Below are 23,791 nucleotides of genomic sequence, written 5' to 3'. Positions count from 1 at the left end.
TTGAATCTTAGAGAGTCAGGGCTTTCTCATAGCATCGATATTCTTGATGTCCCTCTGGTTTAGAGGTAAAATAGACCGATCCCCGGTACTCATAGCCCATTTTTTCATAAAGGGAATTGGCTCCCGTGTTCCTCGAATACGCATCTAATCTGATACTCTCGAACCCTTTTTTACGAGCGAGCTCTTCACACTTCCCCATGAAAACTTTCCCCAATCCATTTCCCTGCTGAAGGGGATCAAGAAACAATGCATGAATCACCCACTCCTTCGCAAATCTCCAAGGAATCTCGGACCATTCCGGGGACTGCCATTCATTCAGGGTCGCGGATCCTGCTATTTTTTCATCTATCATGAGTACGTACAGATTTTCATTGGTCATTTCTTCCTCAAAATATTCACGGCTCGGGTAGACTTCATTCCATTGAAGTAATCCTTTTTCATCCAGATCCTTTTTACATCTCAAGTAAACGTCCATAATCGTGTCGAGATGGTCAGGGTTCGCTTGCTTTAGTTGTATGTTCATTTTATTTCCTCTTCTTATCATTGAATTAATGTACTCTTCTAGTGTTTCTTGATGATAAGGTGGTTATACTGAACCCCCACAATCAACCTTACACAGTTCATGTTCCCTTCAGCTTTTCTGCCACTCTTTCCCCGGCTGAAATCCCGGATAAATAAGCACTTTCAAACCGTGTTCGTCCTGCTTCATCCTTTTCCCTTAAAAAGGCATCTCCACAAACCATAACCCGCTTATCACTTCCAAGTTCCACATAAGGAGAGTGAAGGACTTCTTCTGCCTCAGCATATTTCCAACGTTTCAATTGAGCATCGACCAATTGATTTCCCTCTCCCAGATGAAGCTCTGCAACCTTCTGAATTTCACCCAAAATGGTGTCGTCCTCCAGGTCAAAGCGCTTCTTCGACCAGACTCCCTTCATATACACACTCACCGTTACGGTAGAAGAAATTCCTTTCTTGTGATGATCCACCACCCGTTCTACTCCCGGGGGCAGCTGTTCGTCTTTATGTCCCGGTGCAGGTACGATGCTCTCATTAACAAAGGTGAACATACCTACAAAGCATGGAGCGAATGTGATAGTGTTCAACAGCGCCGTGCCCCTGACTTCAGACAGCAATGTAAGGGCCTGAGGTACGGGAGCCGTTACAATGATATGTTCCCCAATGATCTTTTCACCATTATCCAGCACCACTTCCAGAGGTCCGTCCCTCCCATCACGGATGGAGAAGACTTTTGTGTTGAGGTTTATAGGAAGTGTTTCGGCCAGTTTTTGGGCAAGGGCGTTCATTCCATTAACGGAGGTGTATCGCGGGTAGGGGTTGCCGAACCATCTTTTGATCCAGCCTGACTGGAGCCAATTCTCTACATCCTTTTGAAGTCCTGCGGAACGCACTGTGAAGAATTGGGCACCGTGATCCGCTTTTCCTTTTTGTATCCTTCTTGTGGCGAGTCGCCCTCCGACACTTTTACTCTTTTCAATGATCAGGATATCCGTTATTCCATTTTCTATTAACGTTCTGGCAGCCATGATTCCCGACAAACCGCCACCTATGATAATCACTTCTTTCGTTGTCATTTCTTCTCATCCTCTCTTTTTTCATTATACAAAGGTCTTTGGAAATAATGGAAGGGAGATGACTCCGTCGTCATCCCCCTTCTTCCCTACGCCAATAATTCTTCTAACTCCTGATACATTTTGTCCCGATCCTGCTCTTTCTGTTCTTTTTCCCTATATAACTCCTGAAGAATGTCCAAGTCCCCTTGTGAGAGAAGCTTCTCTTCAATAGCAAAAATTTCTTCTTCAACCTGTTCAAGCTCAGCTTCTATTTCCTCCATCGTCCGCGACGCTTTTTTCGGCACAGCTTTAGGGGCTGCTTGTTTTTTCACGGGTGTTGCAGGCACTTCCTGGGGAACCAGCTCAGGCAGCTTTTCTTTTGCCCAGCTATAGGGTCCATCAAAGAAATAGAGCTCCCCTTTATGAATCCAGTACGTTTTCTTAAATAACTTATTTAAAAAGTACCGGTCATGAGAGACAGCCAGGATCGTGCCTTTAAAGTCCTCCAGGGCGTCCTCCAACACTTCTCGTGAGTCGATATCCAGATGGTTCGTCGGCTCATCAAGGACAAGGAAGTTAATGTCCTGATGCATCAATTGGGCAAGGCGGAGTCTCATTTTTTCCCCACCGCTCAGCTGGCCTACTTTCCTGAACACATTCGGTCCATAAAATAAAAATTTAGCTAGAATATGCCGGGCATCCCCCTCTGTCACTGGAACCTCTTCCCGGAACGCATCAATCAAACGAACACTTGGATCCGCCACCGTAAAGTGCTGAGAAAGGTAACCTAATTTCACGTTGCTTCCGACTTTCACAACACCTGCATCGGCGGTTTCTTCCCCGAGAAGCATTCTGATAATCGTTGATTTACCGGTTCCATTCTGTCCGACAATCGCAGTACGATCCTTGAAGTGGACGAGGAGATCGGCGCCACTGAACAAGCTTTTGTCTCCATAAGCCTTTGAAGCACCCTCCATGGAAAAAACGATTTTCCCGCTTCGATCCGTTTCCTCAAATTCCAATCCCATCTTCTTACGGTCCAGAACCGGGCGCTTGATCTTCTCCATCCGTTCTAACGCCCTCTCCATGTTACGTGCCCGTTTATGCAAAGCTTCGTTAGGAGGATTAGCCTGATTAGCCCATTCTTTCAATCGTTTAATGGCTTCTTTCATTTTCTTGATTTTCTTCTGTTGCTCCTGATAGGCTTGAAATTCGATCATCAAACGTTCTTCCTTTTCCTTCACAAAACCGGAGTAATTCGTATGATAAATCGTCAATTCCCCGTCCTCTAAGTCATACACCTTCGTAATCACGTTATCGAGAAAATAGCGATCATGGGAAATACAGACGACGGTGCCCTCATACTCTCTCAAAAAATCCTCCAGCCATTCCACGGCTCCGATATCCAGGTGGTTCGTTGGTTCATCAAGGAGCAGAAGGTCAGGTTTTTGCAAAAGTATCAAGCCTAAACAAAGCTTCGTTTGTTCCCCACCGCTGCAGTCATTGAAGTCCTTATCCACCAATTCACTGATGTCCAATCCATTGACGATCTTTGAAATATTGGATTCAATTTCATATCCCCCGGCAAGAGTGAATCGGTCCTGGGTTTTGCCGTATTCCTCTAATAATCGGTTGAGAGTATCGGCATCTTGCTCCGTCCCCATTTGATATTCCAATTCTTTTAATCGCTCACCGGTCTTGATTAATTCGGAAAACGCAGAGCGTAATACGTCAAGTCCTTTCGTACCTTCCGGATAATGAGGGATTTGCGCAAGGTAGCCTACCCTGGCTCCCTTCTTTAAATGAACAAGACCTTTATCAGGGGATTCGACTCCTGATAATAATTTAAATATCGTCGTCTTCCCCGTCCCATTTCTGCCAACGAGACCGACTCTTGCTCTTTCTGGTATTTCAAAGGATAAGTCCTCAAATATTAAATGTCCTCCAAACATCTTGCTTAATTCCTGTGCACTGCATAGTATCATTTTCCTCTTCCTTTCGGTCATCTATTTTAAGGTAAGAGGTTTTTATCACAAAAAAGCCATGAGGAAGCAGAAGGCTCACCCATGGCTGACATGAAATGCGATTGTACGCATTTCCCCCTTTTATAAAAGAAGGCATAAAAAAAGAGAGCGAAAACGCCCCCTTTTTCCGATTCTTTATAGAAAAGTGATTGGAATTGAGACCTCTTACCGTTCAGTATTCATATTCACTTGCTGAAAAAGGGCATACGTGTCCCCTTGAACGCAAATGCATGAAAAATTGCACGGCAAATGTAAATATAGTCTAAATACTTTCCACGCAACCCTACAGAACGATTCATCTCAATTCCACCTCCTTCTCCATTACACGTTAGTTAATATCATCATTATATAATTATTCTGAAAGCTTTTGCAATGTGTTTATTTCTTTTTATATAAAATTCTTGATAACACAAGACCGATCGCCCCGATTGGAATCAGGATCATGGCACGGATCGTGAAATCCAGGAACACGAGATCTGCCAGGAAGAATTTGATCAATGCCAGAGCTAAAAAGCTGATCCCCACCCAGCGGTAAAAGGTGTCCTTCCTGCTTTCACCGAAGATGAGATAAGCAATGGACAGAGCCGCAATCGCTACGGTGAAGGCGGTTGTCCGCGGGGTATATTCCCAGCCGATCACAATGAAATCCGTTAAACGTAATACGAAGAACATCACAAGCCCCGTCAACACGACTTTAATCGCCGTTGTCGACACGTTTAAGAACGAGGACTCACTCTTATTGTAGCGGGAAAACAGATGCACATACCCAAAAGCGATCACAAAAATCGGCAGCTCAATCGTAAAGAAATCATCAGATGCACCACCCGGTACCCCGAGGAATGAACCCATCATCAAAAGAATGGAAGCGATCAAACCAAGATAGCTTTCCCTTCTTCCCGCAAGCCATAAAAGGGCAGTAGCCTGAATGCCGACTAAGACAAAGCGCCAATCGTATTCGAATAGTTCAAGTAAGAAGAGGAGCACATGCAGGAAACCTAAGACCAGCAGAACATCCTTTGTTTGTTTCTTTTCCTTCGGTTCAATGAACGATACGCCGATATACACCGCAGCGAAAGTCACATAATAAAAGAGCGGGATCACTGCGTAAATATCATTCAACAATCCAAGAAGGATAAATGAGCCTGATACCAAAGCAGGAATCATTTCGGCACTTACCCGCTCATCCCGGCCCAGCACGATCAACAGTAAAACATAGGCATGCTGAATCGCAAATGGAATCAGAATGGTCAGCGTCATCGCCCCTACCCCGAAGGCCGCAAAGAAAAACAATGAGAAATAAAGTAAATAATAGTGTATATTCCAGGCAATCCGGTATCGTTTCACCGTACTGAACGTCATTAAAACAAAGAACAATACTAACTCATATCCGTAAAACAACCACTCATTCCGCTCATCCCCTGCAAAAAGAAACGGAAACAGATACGCTCCTGCCCCGATCAAGCACAGGATCACTTCAGAACCATGCTTATGGGAAGTCCACAGTCCGAGAGAAATAATGACGAGTAATAGTAGATTCGTGATGAGTCCACTTATATATCCATATAAGATGTTTGCTGAGAATAACGTAATGATCGCAAGGACGATGCTTCCCGATAGCAGTGTGAGGGCTAATTTCCTCTGATCCCTGATATACCGTTCTCCTAAGAAATACATCCCAATACTGATGACAGCCCCCGTTAACACCCTCAATCCGGGCGTAACCCAGCCATTTTGAGAAGCAGCCATAAAGCCCCAGATACTGCCTATCAATAACACAAACAGAAACACTTTCGGAAGCCAGCGTTCCACTGAAAAGTCGAAGGGCTCTTTTTCAATGAAGTGCTCATTTTCCTCAGCAGGGATCTGCTTCTCAGGTTCTTCATACACTTCTGCTTTTTGAATGACAGTCGCTTCACTTTCACTTTTCGCTTGAATCAACTGCCTTTTCACAAGGTATAGCTCTTTTTCCAGAGTGCTGATTTTTCGTTCCAGGCGTTCAAACTCTTCTTTCTCCATATTTCCACCCCCTACCTTCTATTTATACAGGAAGAGGCCAATATTTTCCTTTATTTTTTTGTGGTCGAAAATTATTTTTGCACATAAAAAAGCTCCACCCTGTATAAAGGTGAAGCTTCGTTTCTATGCCAGTCGTTTAAAGTTTTGACCTAGTATTTCATTCATCGTATGAACCGTGATGAAGGCACGATTATCGACCTGGGTGATGAACCCTTTTAACTTGGAAAAGTCCTTGCGACCAAGGATCGTTGTAATAACTTCCTTTTCGTCGGAAGTGAAGGCTCCCGTTGCCGTATGGATCGTCGCTCCTTTTCCAAGTTCATGGACGATGTAAGATTTGATTTCATCGCTGTATCGGCTGATGATCACAATCTCTTTATTTGAATTGAATTGTTGCAATGCATAATCGATAACCAGACCGTTCAGGATGACACCGAAGAATGCATACATACCGACTTGCGGTCCGAATAGTACGGCTGAGGACATAGCGATTGATAAATCTGCCAGTAAAACGCCTCTGCCAACATCTATATTAAAATATTTATTAAAGATCAGGGCCACGATATCCGTTCCACCCGTTGATGCCTGCTGGTTGAACACAATGGCCATCCCGGTTGCGGCAATGCATTGACCGATGATCAATTGAATCAATATATCATCACTTAATGGAGCACTCATCGGAGCAAATTTCTCTAATAACCAGACATAGAATGAAAGGGCGAAACTTGCGTAAATGGTTTTCGCACCGAAGTTAAACCCGAGAAAGATCACACCGACGATAAATAACACGATATTGATAATGATCATGAACAGTCCAAGTGAAAGACCCGGAAATAGATCGTTCATGATGATCGACAATCCACTGACTCCCCCTGTCGCTAAATTATTAGGCGATAAGAAAAAATGGACATTCACCGAAACAAGAAATGCACCGAGATTCATCATTAAGAAGGAAAATATTCTTTGTCGCATCACCGCAACCTCCTTTTTCTTTAAAATTTTTTTGGTTTTCCGTAAAGAGTTGAACAACGGGATTATAAAGCCCATAAAGACCCTTTGTAAAGGGAATACGGGTAAAAAAATAAGGTTTAATAATTGTGAAAATTGGAAGGGTTTGCAGATGTGATGAGGATGGGGTTTAGGTTTAAGAGTAAACATTCAGGGTATAAGAGGAGTTTTAGCCTCCACCGTAAAGCAGCTCCCTTCATCATAGAAGAGAGCTTCCTTTTACCCGTATTGTTTCCGTGGTTGGGTAGGTCTTATATGAAACTGGGGAATGGCAATCCCGATTAATATGAGCAGGATGCCAATGAACTGCAAGGGAAGGACCTGCTCCTGCAAGATCCACATGGCTGCAAGGATTGCAGCCGGAAGTTCCGCTGCCCCCATGATGGTCGATAGACTCGAATCGATATGTGGTGTGCCAATGGCGAAGAATACGACAGGAAGGATGCTTCCGAATATCCCGACAAGAAAGCCGAAGTCAGCCATCTCTACAATTTGCACCGGTTCTGTTAGAAAAGCCGGGCGAAACGCGATAAGGACGACGAGCAGACCACCAAGGGTGATCATCATGCTCTTCTGAATCGTCGGTACTTCTTTCGCCACTTTTCCGCTGAAGAAAATAAACAGGGCGAAGGTGATGGCTGCAAAGAATCCAAATAGGATCCCCATACTGTTTTCCATCCATCTGAAGCCTGATGAAGAGCCGATTCCGCCTGCCAAGAGAGTTCCCATCCAAAGAAATAATACAGACACCAACTTATTATTGGAAGGAAGTTTCTTCATATAGATGGATTCAATCAAAACGCCTATCCACGTAAACTGAAAAAGCATGACTACCGCAATGGATGCAGGTACTGCATGAAGACTGAGTCCATAAAAGATCCCCGTCATACTGAGTAAAACCCCGACTCCAAGGAGCGAAATCCAATGTTTCTTACTTAGGTTAATTTTTTTCGTAAAAAGAAAAGCAAGGAATAGCATCGCCACTCCAAATAAATATTGAACACCCGTCACTTCTGACACCGAGTATCCTTCATCAAATCCAAGCTTCACGACAGAAGCATGAATTCCGTATGAGCTGGCACCGATCAGCACACAAAGAGATGCGTTTAATGGTTTCATCCCGCTCCCTCCTTTTTCTAACTCTCTCGCAAGTATAGTCCTCGCTATTTATTTCGGCAATAGAAATATCAGCCTATCATTAAACAAAAAAAGAACGATTCCTTGAGTGGAATCGTCCTTCCATACTATCGATTATCTATCTTCTCAGGATACAAGTCATGATTCATCAACCGGTGGTCGGCCATCGTTTCGTATTTGGTACCAGGCTTCCCGTAGTTGCAGTATGGATCAATGCTTATTCCACCGCGTGGGGTGAATTTCCCCCATACTTCGATATAACGAGGGTCCATTAATTCGATCAGATCGTTCATGATGATGTTCATGCAGTCTTCGTGGAAATCACCATGATTTCTGAAGCTGAATAGATAGAGTTTGAGTGATTTGCTTTCCACCATCTTTTCACCTGGTATATAGCTAATGTAGATGGTAGCGAAATCCGGTTGACCTGTTTTCGGACAGAGACTTGTGAATTCAGGACAGTTGAATTTCACAAAATAGTCCCGGTTTGGATGCTTATTGTCGAATGCTTCCAAAATGTGTGGAGCATACTCGAATAAGTAATTTGTTCCTTGATTTCCTAATAATGATAGATCTGTTAAATCTTCGTCTTTTCTTCCTGACATGTAAAAATCCTCCTCTTCAGAGTGCCTCGAATGAAGGAGGACATAGCATTAGCCTAAGAATCGGAGTAACAGGCAGTAAAATTGCAAAAATTGTTATATCCTGTTACGCTTAAAGGATAACATGTTTAAGAAAACCACATGTTTGATTCATAGAACCATAGTTTTTTATAGAGGGTTAATGCTATGAACCTCTCTCAGGTACTTGAGCGATTATTAGTGATACAGAGGTTATATTAAATAAGAATATAGGGAAAGTCAATCCAATTATAGATTGAAATTTGTAGCAGGAATTTCAATTCTATCTATTGAATATAGTAATTGGTATTTTTGCTGGGAGTGATCATAAATGAATCAGCTGGTCAAGGCTTTCACCAAGTCTATTCTCGCAGGAGACGTGCATTCATTAATGGAATTACATTCGTCTTCTATTCACTCAAAAATAGATAATTTTACTTTTTACGAGAAAATCATAAAACCATCTATGTATAGAATTGGTGATCTTTGGGAGAAGAATCAAATTACCGTTGCAGATGAGCATCTGGCTACTGCAACTCTTAAATATTTACTTGCTACCGTATTTACCCATCAAGAAGCTTTAGAAAACCACCCTAAAGCTCTTTTATTTTGTATAGAGGGTGAACATCACAGTCTGGGGTTGGAGCTTGCTAACGAAGTATTCAAAGAAAAGCAATGGAATACTCGTTACTTAGGAGCCAATGTCCCTGTCAAAGATGCATTGACCTTCATTAATGCTTGGAAACCTCATGCCATTGGAATATCCATCGGTATGACAACGGAACTAACTCGATTGAAAGAGTGCATCGAAGAGATTAGAGAGCATAATCAAGAAGTTGAAATTCTAGTTGGGGGCCGATTGATTTCAAACTATACCCTCGATTTTCTGGAGAAACCACAGGTAGAAAGCTTTAATGACTTGTTAGAGCTCAATGCGTATCTGACAGATATGTCTGAACAGCTTGTCTTCCAGAAAGGCTAGCTCCTTAATCCTAAATAGCCAAACATAATAAGGTTCACTGAATGTTATCCCACATGAAACCTTCTCTGTAGCGAGGAACGGGCAATGACGTCCATTAACCTGCCCAAAGGAGTGATCATGTGGAAAACCTGCATTTATGCCCGATTCCTTATTTACTATTGGATAGGCAATTTAATTTAATTGATGCTTCCAATACAGGGTACGACCTTTTAAAGCCCGGGGAAAACTTCATGTCTATTATAGAAGAAGAAAGTTCCCCAAAGTTCGCTCGGATTATTCATAAAAATCCCTTCGGTGAAATTGAATTGAACCTGAAGAAAAACAGCACATTTGAACTGTTCGATATTTTTTATCAGTTTTCAGATATGCAGCAATATTTCCATGTAGCGGTCATTTCAAAAGATGATCAGTATAAGAAAGTGTCAGATCAAATGAATGGCTTATTTGACCTCATGGGTAAATCCACGTATCCACGAAAAGAACCGAATTTGACAGAAGTATTGGCTAAAGTATCTTCTCTTTATTTGAAGCTTTCAAATACTTCTGATTGGAATCGACAAGAAATTATGGATAAAATAAAAGAGATAGAAAATCACCTTCAACAAAATGTGAAGTGATAAAAATAATTTTATAGGAGATTGGAGAAGACGACATGACATTATTAACGAACATACTTGATTACAACCAACAGTTTGTACAAGAACAATCGTACGAAGAGTACAGAACAACCAAGTTTCCAGACAAACGCTTAGTCATTCTTACTTGTATGGATACCCGTCTAGTGGAGCTTCTGCCTAAATCCATGAACATGAAAAATGGCGACGTGAAAATCGTTAAAAACGCCGGTGCGGTAGTGAGTCACCCATTCGGTAGTATCATGCGCAGCCTCCTCGTTGCGGTGTATGAGCTTCAAGCCGACGAAGTACTCGTAATCGGTCACCATGACTGCGGCATGAGCGCCATTGACAGCCACAAAATCCTGGACAAAATGAAGGACCGTGGGATTCCAGAAGAAACACTCGACACCGTCAACTACTCCGGCATCGACCTCCACGACTGGCTGAAAGGCTTCAGCTCAGTACAGGAAAGCGTCGCCCACAGCGTCGACATGATCAAAAACCATCCATTGATGGATAAAAAGATTCCTGTCCACGGACTTGTCATCAGTCCTGAAACAGGGAAACTTGATTTGGTAGTAGAAGGATACTAAGAAAAGCAGAAGGGCTTTGCCCAGAGGCGACAAGCATTACCCAAAAATCCCTGAAGGCGAATTTGCCTTCAGGGATTTTTTTAGAGGGACGGACCTCCAATTTTTACAAAAGCCCGTCCCTATAGCATTCTTGCCAATTGATTATAATTTAAAGTGCGCCTCCAGAGAAATTCTTCAACTCCTTCAGAATTGGCATCTTCTCCATTTCGTCTTCGGTTACGTGGTCCCATTCGATGCCGTGTGGTTTTGGGTATGGAGTACGGGTTTCTGTAATGCCTTCTTCGGTGATGATCCAGTCGACGGCCAGGTCATAGGAATCTCTTGGGATGTCGTCACCTACAAGCTGCTCACTGTTAATGGTGGTGATGACCGGCACTGGTTTGTTTCCGATTTCACGCAGGATGGCATATTCACGATCGGCATATCCCTCTCCTTTTCCAAGCCTTCTCCCATCACGATGAATCGCAACGGAACCTACGACGATTAGGTCAATGGGAGGTATGTCCGTGAGCGGCACGACTTGACCGTAAGAGTTCATATGCTTGATACTCGCTGCCTTTTTCTCTTCTCCCCGGGGCACCCATTCAGGCTTAATCATGACAAATCCGTCCTTCAAGCGCGGTGTTGGAATGAGCAAGGTTTTCCCGTCTTTCAACACAGTTGCCCGAAGTGGAAGCTGCGGTGCATCTGGGTTTACTTTTACCACTTGAGCATCCTTGTAAATATCCATACTCTGAACAAACTCGGCTGCCTTTTCTGCCCCTTTGAAATTCGGAATCCGGCCAACTAACGGAAATGGAAACCGGCCTAATTTATTTTCCGTCAACCGATTCCATACTTTATGCCTGATTTCATCTTTCTCAATCATTCTTTTGCTTTCCCCCTTTTTTTCAAATCGATAGAACTAAAACTTTTTCGTTATCATTATACAAAATACTTTTAAAACAGGCGCAATACACTATCTTTATCCATTCCCGGGCTTGCATTATCCACCTTGAATGCAACATTTTCCGTCTCTTTAACCTCTTTTTCAGATCTTACCTATTATTCTTCTCGAGAACAGACCTTTTCCTCCCCCACATCATTCTCATCATCACAAGCATGTTCTCTCCCCACTCTCATAAAATAATGTATATAGGGAGGGATTGGATGAAGGTAGCTCGGGCACGACTTTCAGACTTAGAAGGAATTGTGGACCTTTTTAATTCTTATCGTATGTTTTATCATCAAGTGACGGATAGGTCTGCAGCAAAACGGTATCTTGAAGAACGATTATCACGGGATGAATCTGTCATTTTTGTTGCGGTCGAAAAAGAAAGTTATGTAGGCTTCACACAGTTGTACCCTTCTTTCTCCTCTATTTACATGGAGCGGATTTGGAAACTGAACGACCTCTATGTTTCTCAAGAAGCACGAAATCAAGGGGCCGGACAGATGTTATTAGACGCTGCCAAAGAGCACGCTGAGCAAACCAATGCAAAGTCGCTTATTTTGGAAACCGACCGGGACAATGTTCATGCCCAGGCATTGTATGAAAAGAATGGTTATATAAAGGAAGAGACCGTGTATCACTACACTCTTCCCTTGAAGTGAAAAGGTTGCCGGAGTTCAATCGACTTGGCTCAATTTATAGGTTCACACAAAAAAAGAACCGGGCGTTCAACCCGGTTCTTTCGTCTATGCTGTAGCTTCTTTTGATGAGACATTCCTTACACTTTCTTTGTTTGGTGTTTTTTTGATTTTTGGTACTGGAATGAAATAACTGCTAAATGGAACCTGCTGGATAAGTCGGATCAATCCTACACAAATTACTAACACGGCGACAAATGTTACTGGCAAATACATCATATTCCACGTAGAAGCAGGTAAATAAATTTTCATCAAGTGAAGAACAAAGGGGTGAATCAGGTATATCCCCATAGAATACTTTCCTAATAACGTCAGAGGCTTTTTCAAAACACTCCAATGAGAAAGTAAAGGATACATTCCAATTGTAGCAATGCTTAATAGAGGTATATTTAATAAATTACTTGCTCTTCTGTTGGTCAGATCTCCATTGAGTGTATACTCTACGATTGCTCCTGCTGTTATGAGTAATGATAAGGCTAACATCATCCAAGGAAAGTCTGTTGCAAAATCTCTAATATCCTCCCAGAAGAAGGCCAATAGTCCACCGAATGAGAAATAGAAAATCCATAACGGCATAAATGATTTACTTGCCATAAAGTTTCCGATAAATCCTTCAATTCCAGGGTCAAACCCGATCATTTTATAACTGATAAAAAATGAGATGACGGTTAATATAATCAATCCCATTTTCGTTCTGAATACTTTTTGCAGAATAGGAAAGATAAAATAAAATTGAACGATAATAGCAATAAAATAGAGATGATAGAAGTGACCGCCTGTAAAGATCTTCACAAGTTCTGTCTTTATTGCTCCAATCTGTTGATTATCAAAATAATAGAGCAAGAAACGATAGACCAAGCTCCATAGTATCAATGGCATAATGATTTTTGATATTCTGGAAGTGACAAATTTATTAAAGGAATACGTGTTTCTTTTTACTTGATAGAATAATAGAAAACCGGCAATCACAACAAATATAGGCGTTCCAAAACGACCTACTTGATTTAAGAAGTATGAAAACCAATTAAACGTATTATCATTCATGGAGTAATAAGTAGCTGATACGTGAACTCCTAAAACAGCTAAACAAGCAAATGCTCTTAAAAAATGTATTTCAAAGAGGTATTTTTTCTTTTTTGTTGACACAGTCTCTCCCCTTTCTTGCTGACAATAACATAGGTAATTGTAATAGAATCAGGCATGAAAATCCCTGTACAAATTTAAAAGGCAACTTTGGTTCTAATTTCGTTTGGAATACTTTCATACCACAATACCTTCAAGGAATCCTTTGTAATCAGGGTTAAATCTATTTAAATTAAAATAGTTGTGCATTATCATTTACTAAAATAAGAACAATGTCTTATAGGGTACACTAGCCATTTTTCAACAAATAACGACAAATTTCAACATCAACTTACTTGAAGAAGAGGAAATAACTGGATTATATACACTTCTAACTCCAAATAAAATAAAACCGCTTGATCACTCAAAGCGGTTAATACCTAAATCCACGACCCCCGACACCGATTCCTCCCACACCGATCCCCCTGACACGTAACCCTTGTCTGGAGCTTCATATATTGATAAAGAAGAAAGGCATGCCTTCCTTTTTGAGTCTCAGGATTGATTTCGTTCTTAAGTCTTCTCATGAACATCCGATCACACCGGCAACTTGGACCGTATTGCTCATAGCATAGATCATGGGCTTTACATGCTGCGTCAACTGAATTGATGGGGGCACCGGGGCCGCTGCATCCCGGTCCGCACCATTTGTATCCTGGGAACACACACAGATTCGGACCTGTCTTATTTCTTCTCATACCCTTCGTCCTTTCTACTCACTTTACACATTCATACGTTTTGTTTCTTGCATGAAGGGAAATACACTTCATGTAAGCAAAATATATTACTTTATTGTATGTTCATGATTTGGTTAGGTTTGTCCTAACGCCTATCTGACTAGAAAGAAAACAAATAGGAGGAATGAATAATGGCAACTTTTCAATTAAATGATACGGTACCAAATTTCACGCTCCCGGCAGTTTCAGGTGAGACGTTCTCGTTCGAGGACCATCAAAAAGAACATCAAAGCTGGCATCTTATCGTTTTCTTCAGGGGCTCATGGTGCCCGGTATGTCAGGAAGAGTTAAGAGAACTTCAAGCAAACAAAGAGGATTTTGAAAAACATAATGTTCACATACTTGCGATTTCCAGTGATAAACTGGAGGACTTACAAGAGTTTGCGAACAAAGAGGATTTAACATTTCCGGTTTTAGCCGACGAAAAACTAGAGGCTATCAAAGCTTATGATGTGTTCTATCACGATGAGGATGCCCCTTATGAGGATCACGGACAGCATGGTGAACCGGCTTACTTCCTTGTGAACGAAAAAGGACAAACCATGTACCAGCAAAGACAAACGAGCCCCTTTGGCCGTCCACACGCGAATGAACTGAGAAAAATCGTGAAGTATATTCAAAAGAACGTTAAATGATATCTGAAGAGGGACGGACCTTGATGCTACTCATCAAGGTCCGTCCCTCTTCTTAATGCACGTTCTAAACTTTTCTGCGCTTCTGCAACTGTATGAGGCTGCTCTTCATGATAGCCATAAAGAAGCAGAACAACGTTTGTGCAGATGGCTTTGAACCGGGCATATTCCAACTCAACTTCCTCTACCTCGCCATATTCTTTAAAAAACAACTCCCGTCCCGCGGGATTGAGATAACTGTACGCGAGGTTAAGATCAATGGCTCGATGGCCAATATGAACGTCACCCCAATCCAGAATCCCTGATAAGATTCCATTCTCATTCACAACCATATTTTTAAAATGAAGGTCGCCATGAACCAGTGTGGTTTCTGATGGTAATGGCTTTATTGGTACGTATTTAAGATAGTCTTTTAACTTTCCAGCCTGGAAAAAAAGGTTTAGTTCTATGATTTCCTGAATGTTTTTCTCCAAAGCAGGGATTCGTTTTTCAACATCTAAACGATTCAATTCATCATAAGGTACTCCCCGTTTCAAGGCCTCTGAAACATCCGTCAGATGAAGTTTCTTTAGAAACCATGCCAACTTAAGGGCTGACTCCCCTTCTCTAACTACCCCACTTGCTCGGGATGGAATCGTTCCTTCGACATACCGGTAGCCTAGAAAAGGCCATTTGTATTGAGGGGAAGACTCTCCAAAAAAGGTCGGAACCGGAATTCGGAGTCCGAGATTCTTTGCATCGAGCAGCGGTAAGAGCTTTCCTTCTGTTTCTAAAAGCTTCACGGCGATTTCCCGTCGTGGAAATCGAAAGACCCAACTACTGTTTACATTCATGACCGTGTTATCGAATCCATAGTCAATGATGTCAATTTTTGCTGGATGAAGTTCCGGGAATTGATTCTCGATTAATGCTTTTGCCTGTTCAATGGTGACAGCGACCTCCGCATCCCAACTATTCGCCACATTCACCCCACCTTTCTCAAGTGTTATTCTTTGTAGAACCTAAACTCCATGTGATAAGTTTCAAGTAATCGGAAAATATATTCTAGCTTAAATTACGGGGAGGAATCATGATGTTACCTGAAAAGCAGCAACAAATTCAATTAGTCGCCCGTCCTGAAGGAATGCCTGTTAAAGAGGATTTCAACTTCAAAGAGATTGAAGTTCCTAAACCATCCGAAGGTCAAGTATTAGTCAAGACTCTTTATCTTTCCGTGGATCCTTATATGCGGGGCAGAATGTCTGATGCCAAGTCGTATGTAGAACCATTCCAATTGAACGAAGCGTTGGCTGGCGGAGCCGTTGGAGAAGTCGTTGAGTCAGAATCCGGACACTTCCAAAAAGGAGATTTCGTTGTAGGAATGCTGCCATGGCAGGAGTATTCCCTTGCAGACGAAAAGCAGATCCGCTCAATCGATCCTGAAGTCGCTCCTATTTCTACTCACCTTAGTATACTGGGAATGACTGGATTGACCGCTTATTTCGGACTCCTTGACATCGGTCAACCGAAAGAAGGCGAAACCGTGGTTGTATCCGGTGCTGCAGGTGCAGTCGGCTCTGTAGTTGGACAAATCGCCAAAATCAAAGGAGCCCGTGTCGTCGGGATTGCAGGTTCGGATGAAAAAGTAAGCTATCTGACAGATACGCTTGGATTCGACGAAGGAATCAACTACAAAACAACGGACAACATCTATACTGCGTTAAAAGAAGCTTGTCCAAACGGCATCGATGTGTATTTCGAAAACGTTGGTGGTGAAATTGGTGACGCTGCCCTTAGTTTACTAAATAAGCATGCACGCGTACCAGTATGCGGAGCGATTTCTTCTTATAACAAAACGGATCGTGATCTGGGACCCCGCGTACAAACCAGATTAATCAAATCAAGCGCACTCATGAAAGGCTTTGTCGTCAACGACTACAATGACCGCTTCAAAGAAGGGGCAACAGAACTCGGCCAATGGCTTTCCCAAGGAAAACTCCAATACGAAGAAACCATCACAGAAGGCTTAGAAAACGTAACCGACGCCTTCCTCGGACTCTTCCAAGGCAAAAACATCGGCAAACAACTCGTCAAAATCGCAGAATCAAGCAAGTAGCCCTTCTGAGGGACGGACCTCCATTTTTACTCAAATCCTATTAAATCAGCGTTTCGATTGAAGGATTGAGTGGATGAGGTCCGTCCCTCTAATCATTTTATCTCCAAAACCGAACCCACAAACTCACTTAGCCCCCTTTGTATTCAGATTTCAGAGGTTAATATATGAGTGATTGAGGTCCCTCGCACATCCCCATGTTTATCCCTCCCCATTGAACGGGAAAAGGAGGAGATATGATAAGAAAGAGTTCTACAAGGAGGAGTAATCGTGAAGAAGTATCAGATGTATATTAATGGTGAGTTTGTGGATAGTACGTCGAAGGATACGCTGGACGTGATCAATCCTGCGAATGAGGAGACGATTTCTTCCATTCAGATGGGGACGGAAGAGGATGTGAATCACGCGATTGATGCTGCTCATTCTGCTTTTCTTTCGTGGGAGAAGGTCCCTTCCAAGGAGCGTGCTTCCTATTTATATAAAATAGCCGATAAGCTGGAGGAACGGAAAGACCAATTTGTTCAAATGCTGACAGAAGAAAACGGGAAAACGTTGGATGCCTCTGAGGGTGAGCTCGATTTAGCCATCGAGTATTTCCGGTACATGGCGGGTTGGGCGTTAAGATATGAAGGTGAAATCCTTGAAAGTGAGCGCTCGAATGAAAACATCCTTGTTTACAAAAAACCGATCGGTGTCGTAGCAGGAATCGTACCGTGGAACTTTCCGATGTTCATCCTCGCCAGGAAAGTTGCCCCTGCGATTGTGACAGGTTGTACGATTGTAATGAAACCAAGTCAATACACGCCAAATACCGCATGTGAGTTTGCTAAGATCATAGACGAAGTCGGATTGCCAAAAGGAGTCTTCAACCTGGTAACGGGTAAAGGGTCCGATATCGGAAACCCAATGTCCAGCCATCCTAAAGTACGCATGGTATCCATGACGGGAAGCTACCCGGCTGGTTCAAAAGTGATGGAGGCCGCATCGAAGTCCATTACAAAAGTAAACCTGGAGCTTGGGGGGAAGGCACCTGCCATCGTCACCAAGCATGCAAATATTGATCTTGCCGTTGAAAAGATCAAAACGTCGAGAATCACCAACTCCGGGCAGGCATGCACGAACGCAGAACGAGTGTATGTCCACGAGGATATAGCAGAGGAATTCATAAGCAAAATGACCGAAGCGATGAAAAATACGACTGTCGGAGATCCGACAAACCGGGATAACGACATCGGACCTCTTGTGAATAAAGATCGACTTGACACCGTAACTGAAATGGTTAATACAGCCGTTGAAAAAGGAGCAAAAATCCTTACCGGCGGGAAACCGCTCAATATGGATAAAGGTTTCTACTACGAGCCTACCATTCTCGTAGATGTAAAACAGGATATGGAGATTATTCAGGAAGAGATCTTTGGACCGGTCCTTCCAATTATGACATACAAGGATTTTGATGAAGTCATCGAGCTTGCCAACGATACTGAATATGGTCTTTCTTCATCCATCTTCAGTGAAAATCTTCATGAGATCATGAGAGCCTCCAATGAACTTCGATACGGCGAAACCTTTGTCAATCGGGAAAATTTCGAAGCCATCAATGGTTTCCACGCTGGTCGAGGTCAATCCGGAATCGGCGGAGCAGATGGAAAACACGGCCTTAACGAATACCTGGAAACTCATGTTGTTTATCTTGAGTATGATGAAAATTATAAAGGATAACAACTAAAAGAAAAGCCTGCCCGCTTTATTCCTAAAAGCGGGCAGGCTATTTCAATGGAGAGTTTCGCCCAACAAAAAAAGCCCTGCTAAGCAGACAGGACTTTTCCGATCACAACAATATGATTAGGCTAGGATAAAGAAATTTGCTAAAGCGAGTAATAATAGAATAATGGCAACTCCGGAACTCATCCAAAGAATATCGTTAAAATCCATTTTCAAATCGGCTAATTTGTCCTTGTTTAGCAACGAACTTCACTCCCTTGAAGATTTTCAATAAATCCGATGACTTTAAAAATTGAAAGGTCCAATTTAGGATCTGTAGATGTTGAACAATGTGAGCACTCGATTTGGTTGACATTCATCGATGAACGGAATTCATTCTCACAATGTGTGCACTCCAGAATATGTAAATCCTTTTTCTTACCCTTTCGATCAAATTGAATACGCTCTCTACCCTGGTTAATATAGCTCACTTTATTCTCTCCCGTCGTGTGTTATTTAGTACATATTTACCCGATGGAAAGAACATAAAACATGATTTATCTGATTTCTTTAAGAAAATGGCTTAAAAAGCATATTGGAGATTTTATAGAAGGAACCTACAATCGAAAAAAAAGCAACCAGTCCCGGCTGGTTGCTACAATCGTTTCTCCATAAAATACTGACTTTGGCCCTTAGGAAAATCTTTAAGGACACCAAATTCCTTATACCCTAATTTTTGATAAAAATGAGGGGCCTGAAAGCTGAATGTATCTAATATAACGAGATGGCATCCCTTCTCCCTGGCGTGCTCTTCTATCCTGTGAATCAGTTTGGAGCCGTACCCTCCATGCCGATAGTCATCTGCCACCCACAGATAATCAATATGGAGATGATGCCAGAACATTTCTCCGACCACTCCGCCAACGATTTCATCTTCATCGTTTCTCATAACAAAACTGATTTGCTCCAGGGGTGTCTTTGTCTGCTCATCTACTTGTGACATATTGTATTCGATTAATTTCTTACGTATGTAATCGCTATCTTCCTGGACCCACTGCTTCTCTATATTCATTTGTTCTCCTCCCTTATCCCCTCCTATTTTTTCCTATAAAATCCCTTTCGTCAATTCCTTTTTTTACAAAATGATGTTTAAGAGGGGTCTCTACCGTTTATATGAAAAGTAAGCATTTTATAAGGAGGAATTACATGCCTTTCAAAAAAACACTGAGCGTACTGGAAAACTTGTACTTACAAAAACCTGATAAATTATTGACTGTATACTTGAATACGGACCGCAGCGATCCCGATCAACAGGGAGGCGAATGGAAAATCGCCCTCAAAAACGGATTCAACCGCCTGGAAGAATACCTTGAAAGTGCTCCCGAGGAAAAAGAAAGGCTTCAATCGATCCGTCCGAAAGTAGAAAACTATGTATATAGTTTAGAACGTGAACTGCCAAGAAGCTTTATCATCTTCGCCTCAGCAGATAGCGGTATTTGGGAAACCTTCGAACTTCAAGTACCCGTTGAAACGAATTTCTATTGGGAGGAGAACCCTCATCTGGATCAATTAAAATCCCTGCATAAAGATTATCCTTACACAGGACTCGTGCTTCTTCAGCAAAATCAAATCAAAATCCTCACCTCTGCCTTTGGAGAGATTCAGTCCAGCGAATTAATGGAGTTCGATTTAGAAACAGATGATTGGCGAAAGCATGAAGGTCCTCACCACGCAGACGTCAGCATGGGAAGCGGCGGCGGAAAAGCCAATCAGCAGGAAGAATTCGAAAATCGCCTCAAGGCCAACCAACAACGCTGGTGGAAAAGCCTCGGCAGCATCCTGGACAAAAAGGCCGCCGATGAAAAATGGGAACGAATCGTCCTCGTCGGGGATAAAGAAGAAGCCGCTGTATTGGAAGATAGCATGAATAAAGAGGTTCACGAAACAATCGGTAAAAACTTGCTGAATGAGAATGAACATAAGGTTATAGAGAAACTTCTGGCATAATCGTAGAGCCCACCTTCTTAGAATGAGAAGGCGGGCTCTATTGGTTAGAGAACAAGTTATGTGAGAGTTGCTTTCCGCTGGGTATTTCGAACTGCCATTTCCGGGGTTTCCATGCCATATTTTTCATTATATATGCCATTCTATATACATAGACAAATTCAGCCCAATGCCCTCCTCCACCAATCTTCCCCTCCCCCAAAAACAATTCCCTCAAACAGGCACACGCCCCCCATTCATTCATACACTGAAATAAGGAGGTGTGTGTCCGTGCTTTCACGAATTAAATGGTTGTCCTTTTCAATCGAATTGTTTTTAGCGGTTCCGATCTTTGGCAATATTGCTGGAGATGCTATCCCTTTTCTCCTGTGTTTAGTGGCTCTGTGGCATGCGAGCGTGTTGTATATCTCAAGATCAGAAGATCAGCCGATCCTTGGAAGTGCCCTTGGTATCCTTGCTTCCTTCTTAAACTTCTTCCCGGTCATCCGATTGATTGCCCATGCGATCACTGCAATTGTACTTATTTTTGAAATTCAGAAGGCTCCCGGGATGGAGTAAACAAGAAATGGCACCAATTAAAGAGTCTGGGACAAAACTAAAGTGCCACGATGTAAAGAAAAAAATAGAAGTGTAGGCTCTTAATACCGCAATGATTTCCGTGCAAGACTACGCTTTCCGCGGGTAGCCCGTGAGCCTCCTCGGCAAGCCTGCGGGGAAGAAAAGCGGAGGGGCTTTGTATAGAGGCGGGTGGCATAAGGCGAAGCGGCCACGAAGGTGTTCTTTGCCTTCTTGGACGGTTTGACTTATGACATGTGCCTCTAAGTCCCGGAGCGGACGGGTCTCACATAAGCTACTTTTCCCGCGGGAGTCTTCGTCTTGCACTCCAATCAACCGCTGGAAACAGCTAAAATCAAATGTATCGAAATAAATAATAAACCCGAACAAATCCACCTTCCAGGAAGCAGATTTGTTCGGGTTTTACTTAGACTAAAACACTTATGTCCCAGCCTCTTTTTTCAATCTGTGCCTAATTTAAGGAACTGTTCATTCAACTTACTGCACAACCCCACCAGCATTCACATACCTAGCGTTAAACTCCTGCAGGAATTGATTCGTGATGGCATCGTCATGGATAATGAGCATGTTTTCATCATTCACATTATTGCCGTTTTCACTCCAGTTGGTCGACCCTACGATGACGGTCGGATCACTGTTTGTGTCGGCATCGATGAGCATGGTTTTGGCATGAAGCTTGCGGCTTTCATTTGCCTTGAACACGGGTGCCGGGTTTGCCCAGCGCGTGTTAGGATTGTTGGTGCTCGTTTGCGTTGCCGTTCTACCTGTCATTTCAATGCTTGCCGACCACCACTGATTCCAGAAGCTGGAATCGAATAGACCTTTCACGTCAAAGCCGGTCAACGTTCCCTGGTTATCCATATAGCTTCCTTCCCACTTATTCTTCAATTCGTCCACAAGGGCTTGGTCGCTCCATGCGAAAATGGTGAAATATGCGTTTTCATCTGCTTCTGTTTTTACAAGTTCTGTCATACGTCCAACGGCATCGTCACCTGAAGAAAAGTACACTTCCACCGTATCTCCGCCGATCGTCAACGTATGAGGTGTATTATCGACTTTTCTTGTGCTAAAGTTGGATGCTGTATTATTTGGAGTCGTGGATCCACTTCCCCACATTTCTTCAAATTCCGTTTTATAGATGGAGGCAAGTTCAGGAGAGTGAACCTCGACGACATGCTGCTGGTTTCCGTCGAGGATCCCCTGGTTCATGTTTTCCTCAGAACCATATAAGCCTGTTACGGTGAAATTCCAACTTCCTGTGAAGACCCACTTTCCATCTACCACGGCAAATTTATTATGCATTTGATTCCCAGGAGAATAATAGTTGTCCGTTCCTTTCAATTCTCCTTCTACAAACATATAGCCCGTTGTCACCGTGCTGCCAACCGCCACGTTTCGCTCTGGGAAATCACTGAAGCTTGCAGGTAAATCATAAGCTGCCCGCTTCACGGTATCTTCGACTACAAACATAGGGGAATCTGATAAGATATGAGCGTCATCCGCTGATCCCACTACTCCATCCTGACCTCGGACAAGCTTTTCCAAGTATAGACGCATGGTTTCATAGCGTTCAGCGTAATGAGGATCCGATCCATCCTTGGCATCAGCCAGGATTCGAACGTCCACACCTTGTGCTGCTTTTGCCATCAGCGTATCGACCACTCTGGGCAAATTGATTTCATAAGTGGCAAAGTCAATTGACGTGGTTGCTTCATTCAAACGTTCAATGAGACGATCTTCTAGGTTCACGTTGTAGTTTGCTTCGTTGCCCGGCATTGCGTATTGAGTGGAGGCGCTTTTGTTGAAATAAACGTTGATGGCTCCAAGTTCCTCGCTTACATTCGTGAGGGATTCGCTGCCATTACTGCTTGGAGCCGGTGAGTTAGCTGCTTTAGGAGTACCAAATCCACCTTCATAGGAAGCCGTTGCTGTGCTCCAGTTGGCCGGATCCGTACCGCTGATAGAACGGTCGTTTCGTTCCATCGTGGCTTTCGTGGTGTTGTCACCAGCGTACCAGCTGTTCACTTCATCGATGATGGAGCCGGAGGTATCTTTCAAATACAGAACTTCATTGGAATTCCCAAGGCTTCCTGTATAGATTTGATCCGCTACGACATTTGAAATCGTTCCATCACTCGTTCTTTCCAAAAGAAAATAGTCGTTTGGCGATACTGTACCGCTTAACCCGATACTCGGTGATCCATCCTGGGCTTCAAGCACCCATCCATCTATGGATAGATCTGATGAGGTTGTATTGTGCAATTCAATCCATTCATTGTTATAGGATCCCGTTGTCCCCATCCAGGCCACTTCATTGATGACAGCAGACCCGGGTGCGGCCGCCATACTCTTGTCCATATATTCCTGAGGCTGGATGAAACCTCCAGTAAGTAAAAACAATATACTGACAATTGATAAAGATATCTTTTTCGTCCTCATACCCTTTCCCCTTTCAATGCAAATAACAAATATATTTATATGATTACAGTACAAGTATATTTTGTCGCATTTTGTAATGTAATGGGGTAATGGACACTATTTTTCTAATTATTTTGTAAATTACGTTTAGTGATTGTAAACCTCTATCACCATTATCCTACTATATTTACTTAATTTTCTATGTCATTATCTAATTTCTTGAAAGATTGCTTTAATAGCCACAAGGAATCTTTATCAGGTATAAAGTCCTTGTCATCTGACAAATAAAAAAACAGCAAAGCCCTCTCC

24 protein-coding genes are annotated in these 23,791 nt (G+C 42.7%); 9 read left to right on the top strand and 15 right to left on the bottom strand.

Features of this window, described 5'->3' with window-relative positions; genetic code table 11:
• Positions 1–7 precede the first annotated feature (7 nt).
• The 8 genes from AAEM60_RS02855 to queF all read right to left on the bottom strand — a co-directional run bounded on the left by AAEM60_RS02855 (position 8) and on the right by queF (position 8,364).
• On the bottom strand, positions 8–523 hold the full coding sequence (locus tag AAEM60_RS02855; protein WP_299741569.1) for a GNAT family N-acetyltransferase: 516 nt from the start codon (positions 521–523) through the stop codon (positions 8–10).
• A 97-nt stretch (positions 524–620) separates the two neighbouring features.
• Entirely contained in the window at positions 621–1,595 is a 975-nt protein-coding gene (locus AAEM60_RS02850; RefSeq protein WP_341357336.1) for an FAD-dependent oxidoreductase, read from the bottom strand.
• Positions 1,596–1,681: 86 nt separating this feature from the next.
• Positions 1,682–3,559 (bottom strand): ABC-F family ATP-binding cassette domain-containing protein, encoded by a 1,878-nt coding sequence (locus AAEM60_RS02845; protein ID WP_341357335.1) that lies wholly within the window; start codon positions 3,557–3,559, stop codon positions 1,682–1,684.
• Positions 3,560–3,783: 224 nt separating this feature from the next.
• Positions 3,784–3,897, bottom strand: coding sequence for an RAxF-45 family protein (locus AAEM60_RS02840; RefSeq protein ID WP_098351140.1), 114 nt, complete (start codon positions 3,895–3,897; stop codon positions 3,784–3,786).
• A 79-nt stretch (positions 3,898–3,976) separates the two neighbouring features.
• Complete coding sequence (locus tag AAEM60_RS02835; protein ID WP_299741563.1) at positions 3,977–5,614, bottom strand: DUF2339 domain-containing protein; 1,638 nt, start codon at positions 5,612–5,614, stop codon at positions 3,977–3,979.
• A 123-nt stretch (positions 5,615–5,737) separates the two neighbouring features.
• On the bottom strand, positions 5,738–6,586 hold the full coding sequence (locus AAEM60_RS02830; RefSeq protein WP_299741562.1) for a YitT family protein: 849 nt from the start codon (positions 6,584–6,586) through the stop codon (positions 5,738–5,740).
• 255 nt (positions 6,587–6,841) lie between these two features.
• A complete protein-coding gene (locus tag AAEM60_RS02825; RefSeq protein ID WP_341357334.1) occupies positions 6,842–7,741 on the bottom strand; it encodes a DMT family transporter in 900 nt (299 codons plus the stop codon).
• A 125-nt stretch (positions 7,742–7,866) separates the two neighbouring features.
• Positions 7,867–8,364 carry a preQ(1) synthase gene (queF, locus tag AAEM60_RS02820; protein WP_034761195.1) on the bottom strand — a complete coding sequence of 166 codons (498 nt, stop codon included), beginning with the start codon at positions 8,362–8,364 and terminating at the stop codon, positions 7,867–7,869.
• 346 nt (positions 8,365–8,710) lie between these two features.
• Here queF and AAEM60_RS02815 point away from each other — a divergent pair, with 346 nt between their 5' ends.
• The 3 genes from AAEM60_RS02815 (at position 8,711) to AAEM60_RS02805 (ending at position 10,571) form a co-directional block, all read left to right on the top strand.
• Positions 8,711–9,361 carry a cobalamin-dependent protein gene (locus AAEM60_RS02815; protein ID WP_299741552.1) on the top strand — a complete coding sequence of 217 codons (651 nt, stop codon included), beginning with the start codon at positions 8,711–8,713 and terminating at the stop codon, positions 9,359–9,361.
• A gap of 119 nt (positions 9,362–9,480) precedes the next feature.
• Positions 9,481–9,978: a hypothetical protein gene (locus tag AAEM60_RS02810; RefSeq protein WP_299741550.1), complete on the top strand. Its 498-nt coding sequence runs from the start codon at positions 9,481–9,483 to the stop codon at positions 9,976–9,978.
• Between the two features lie 35 nt (positions 9,979–10,013).
• Entirely contained in the window at positions 10,014–10,571 is a 558-nt protein-coding gene (locus AAEM60_RS02805) for a carbonic anhydrase (RefSeq protein WP_299741549.1), read from the top strand.
• A gap of 148 nt (positions 10,572–10,719) precedes the next feature.
• On the opposite strand, the gene AAEM60_RS02800 is transcribed toward AAEM60_RS02805, so the two are convergent.
• Positions 10,720–11,439, bottom strand: coding sequence for a 5-formyltetrahydrofolate cyclo-ligase (locus tag AAEM60_RS02800; RefSeq protein WP_299741547.1), 720 nt, complete (start codon positions 11,437–11,439; stop codon positions 10,720–10,722).
• A gap of 281 nt (positions 11,440–11,720) precedes the next feature.
• Between AAEM60_RS02800 and AAEM60_RS02795 the strand changes: the two genes are divergently transcribed.
• Positions 11,721–12,164, top strand: a complete 444-nt coding sequence (locus AAEM60_RS02795) for a GNAT family N-acetyltransferase (protein ID WP_299741545.1) — start codon at positions 11,721–11,723, stop codon at positions 12,162–12,164.
• A gap of 84 nt (positions 12,165–12,248) precedes the next feature.
• Here AAEM60_RS02795 and AAEM60_RS02790 read toward each other — a convergent pair whose 3' ends face one another.
• Positions 12,249–13,346, bottom strand: coding sequence for an acyltransferase (locus AAEM60_RS02790; RefSeq protein WP_299741543.1), 1,098 nt, complete (start codon positions 13,344–13,346; stop codon positions 12,249–12,251).
• A gap of 356 nt (positions 13,347–13,702) precedes the next feature.
• Positions 13,703–14,020 carry a phospholipase gene (locus tag AAEM60_RS02785; RefSeq protein ID WP_299741541.1) on the bottom strand — a complete coding sequence of 106 codons (318 nt, stop codon included), beginning with the start codon at positions 14,018–14,020 and terminating at the stop codon, positions 13,703–13,705.
• A gap of 170 nt (positions 14,021–14,190) precedes the next feature.
• On the opposite strand from AAEM60_RS02785, the gene AAEM60_RS02780 reads away from it, so the two are divergent.
• Positions 14,191–14,694: a peroxiredoxin family protein gene (locus AAEM60_RS02780; RefSeq protein ID WP_299741539.1), complete on the top strand. Its 504-nt coding sequence runs from the start codon at positions 14,191–14,193 to the stop codon at positions 14,692–14,694.
• A gap of 26 nt (positions 14,695–14,720) precedes the next feature.
• On the opposite strand, the gene AAEM60_RS02775 is transcribed toward AAEM60_RS02780, so the two are convergent.
• Positions 14,721–15,653 (bottom strand): phosphotransferase, encoded by a 933-nt coding sequence (locus AAEM60_RS02775; RefSeq protein WP_299741537.1) that lies wholly within the window; start codon positions 15,651–15,653, stop codon positions 14,721–14,723.
• A 110-nt stretch (positions 15,654–15,763) separates the two neighbouring features.
• On the opposite strand from AAEM60_RS02775, the gene AAEM60_RS02770 reads away from it, so the two are divergent.
• On the top strand, positions 15,764–16,786 hold the full coding sequence (locus AAEM60_RS02770) for an NADP-dependent oxidoreductase (RefSeq protein ID WP_299742641.1): 1,023 nt from the start codon (positions 15,764–15,766) through the stop codon (positions 16,784–16,786).
• Positions 16,787–17,053: 267 nt separating this feature from the next.
• On the top strand, positions 17,054–18,502 hold the full coding sequence (gene aldA, locus AAEM60_RS02765) for an aldehyde dehydrogenase (protein ID WP_299741535.1): 1,449 nt from the start codon (positions 17,054–17,056) through the stop codon (positions 18,500–18,502).
• A gap of 239 nt (positions 18,503–18,741) precedes the next feature.
• Here aldA and AAEM60_RS02760 read toward each other — a convergent pair whose 3' ends face one another.
• Together AAEM60_RS02760 and AAEM60_RS02755 are read right to left on the bottom strand one after the other, a co-directional pair.
• Positions 18,742–18,975 (bottom strand): hypothetical protein, encoded by a 234-nt coding sequence (locus AAEM60_RS02760; RefSeq protein ID WP_299741533.1) that lies wholly within the window; start codon positions 18,973–18,975, stop codon positions 18,742–18,744.
• 164 nt (positions 18,976–19,139) lie between these two features.
• Positions 19,140–19,556: a GNAT family N-acetyltransferase gene (locus AAEM60_RS02755; protein WP_299741532.1), complete on the bottom strand. Its 417-nt coding sequence runs from the start codon at positions 19,554–19,556 to the stop codon at positions 19,140–19,142.
• Positions 19,557–19,690: 134 nt separating this feature from the next.
• On the opposite strand from AAEM60_RS02755, the gene AAEM60_RS02750 reads away from it, so the two are divergent.
• Positions 19,691–20,491 (top strand): VLRF1 family aeRF1-type release factor, encoded by an 801-nt coding sequence (locus tag AAEM60_RS02750; protein WP_299741530.1) that lies wholly within the window; start codon positions 19,691–19,693, stop codon positions 20,489–20,491.
• A 267-nt stretch (positions 20,492–20,758) separates the two neighbouring features.
• Positions 20,759–21,046: a hypothetical protein gene (locus AAEM60_RS02745; RefSeq protein WP_044339178.1), complete on the top strand. Its 288-nt coding sequence runs from the start codon at positions 20,759–20,761 to the stop codon at positions 21,044–21,046.
• 495 nt (positions 21,047–21,541) lie between these two features.
• On the opposite strand, the gene AAEM60_RS02740 is transcribed toward AAEM60_RS02745, so the two are convergent.
• Positions 21,542–23,503 (bottom strand): phospholipase D-like domain-containing protein, encoded by a 1,962-nt coding sequence (locus tag AAEM60_RS02740; RefSeq protein WP_299741526.1) that lies wholly within the window; start codon positions 23,501–23,503, stop codon positions 21,542–21,544.
• Positions 23,504–23,791: the final 288 nt, after the last annotated feature.

It is taken from the genome of Rossellomorea sp. y25 (genome assembly GCF_038049935.1).
Classification (GTDB): domain Bacteria; phylum Bacillota; class Bacilli; order Bacillales; family Bacillaceae_B; genus Rossellomorea.
Note: the sequence above shows the minus strand (reverse complement) of the source record. Positions and strands in the feature narration are given on the sequence as shown.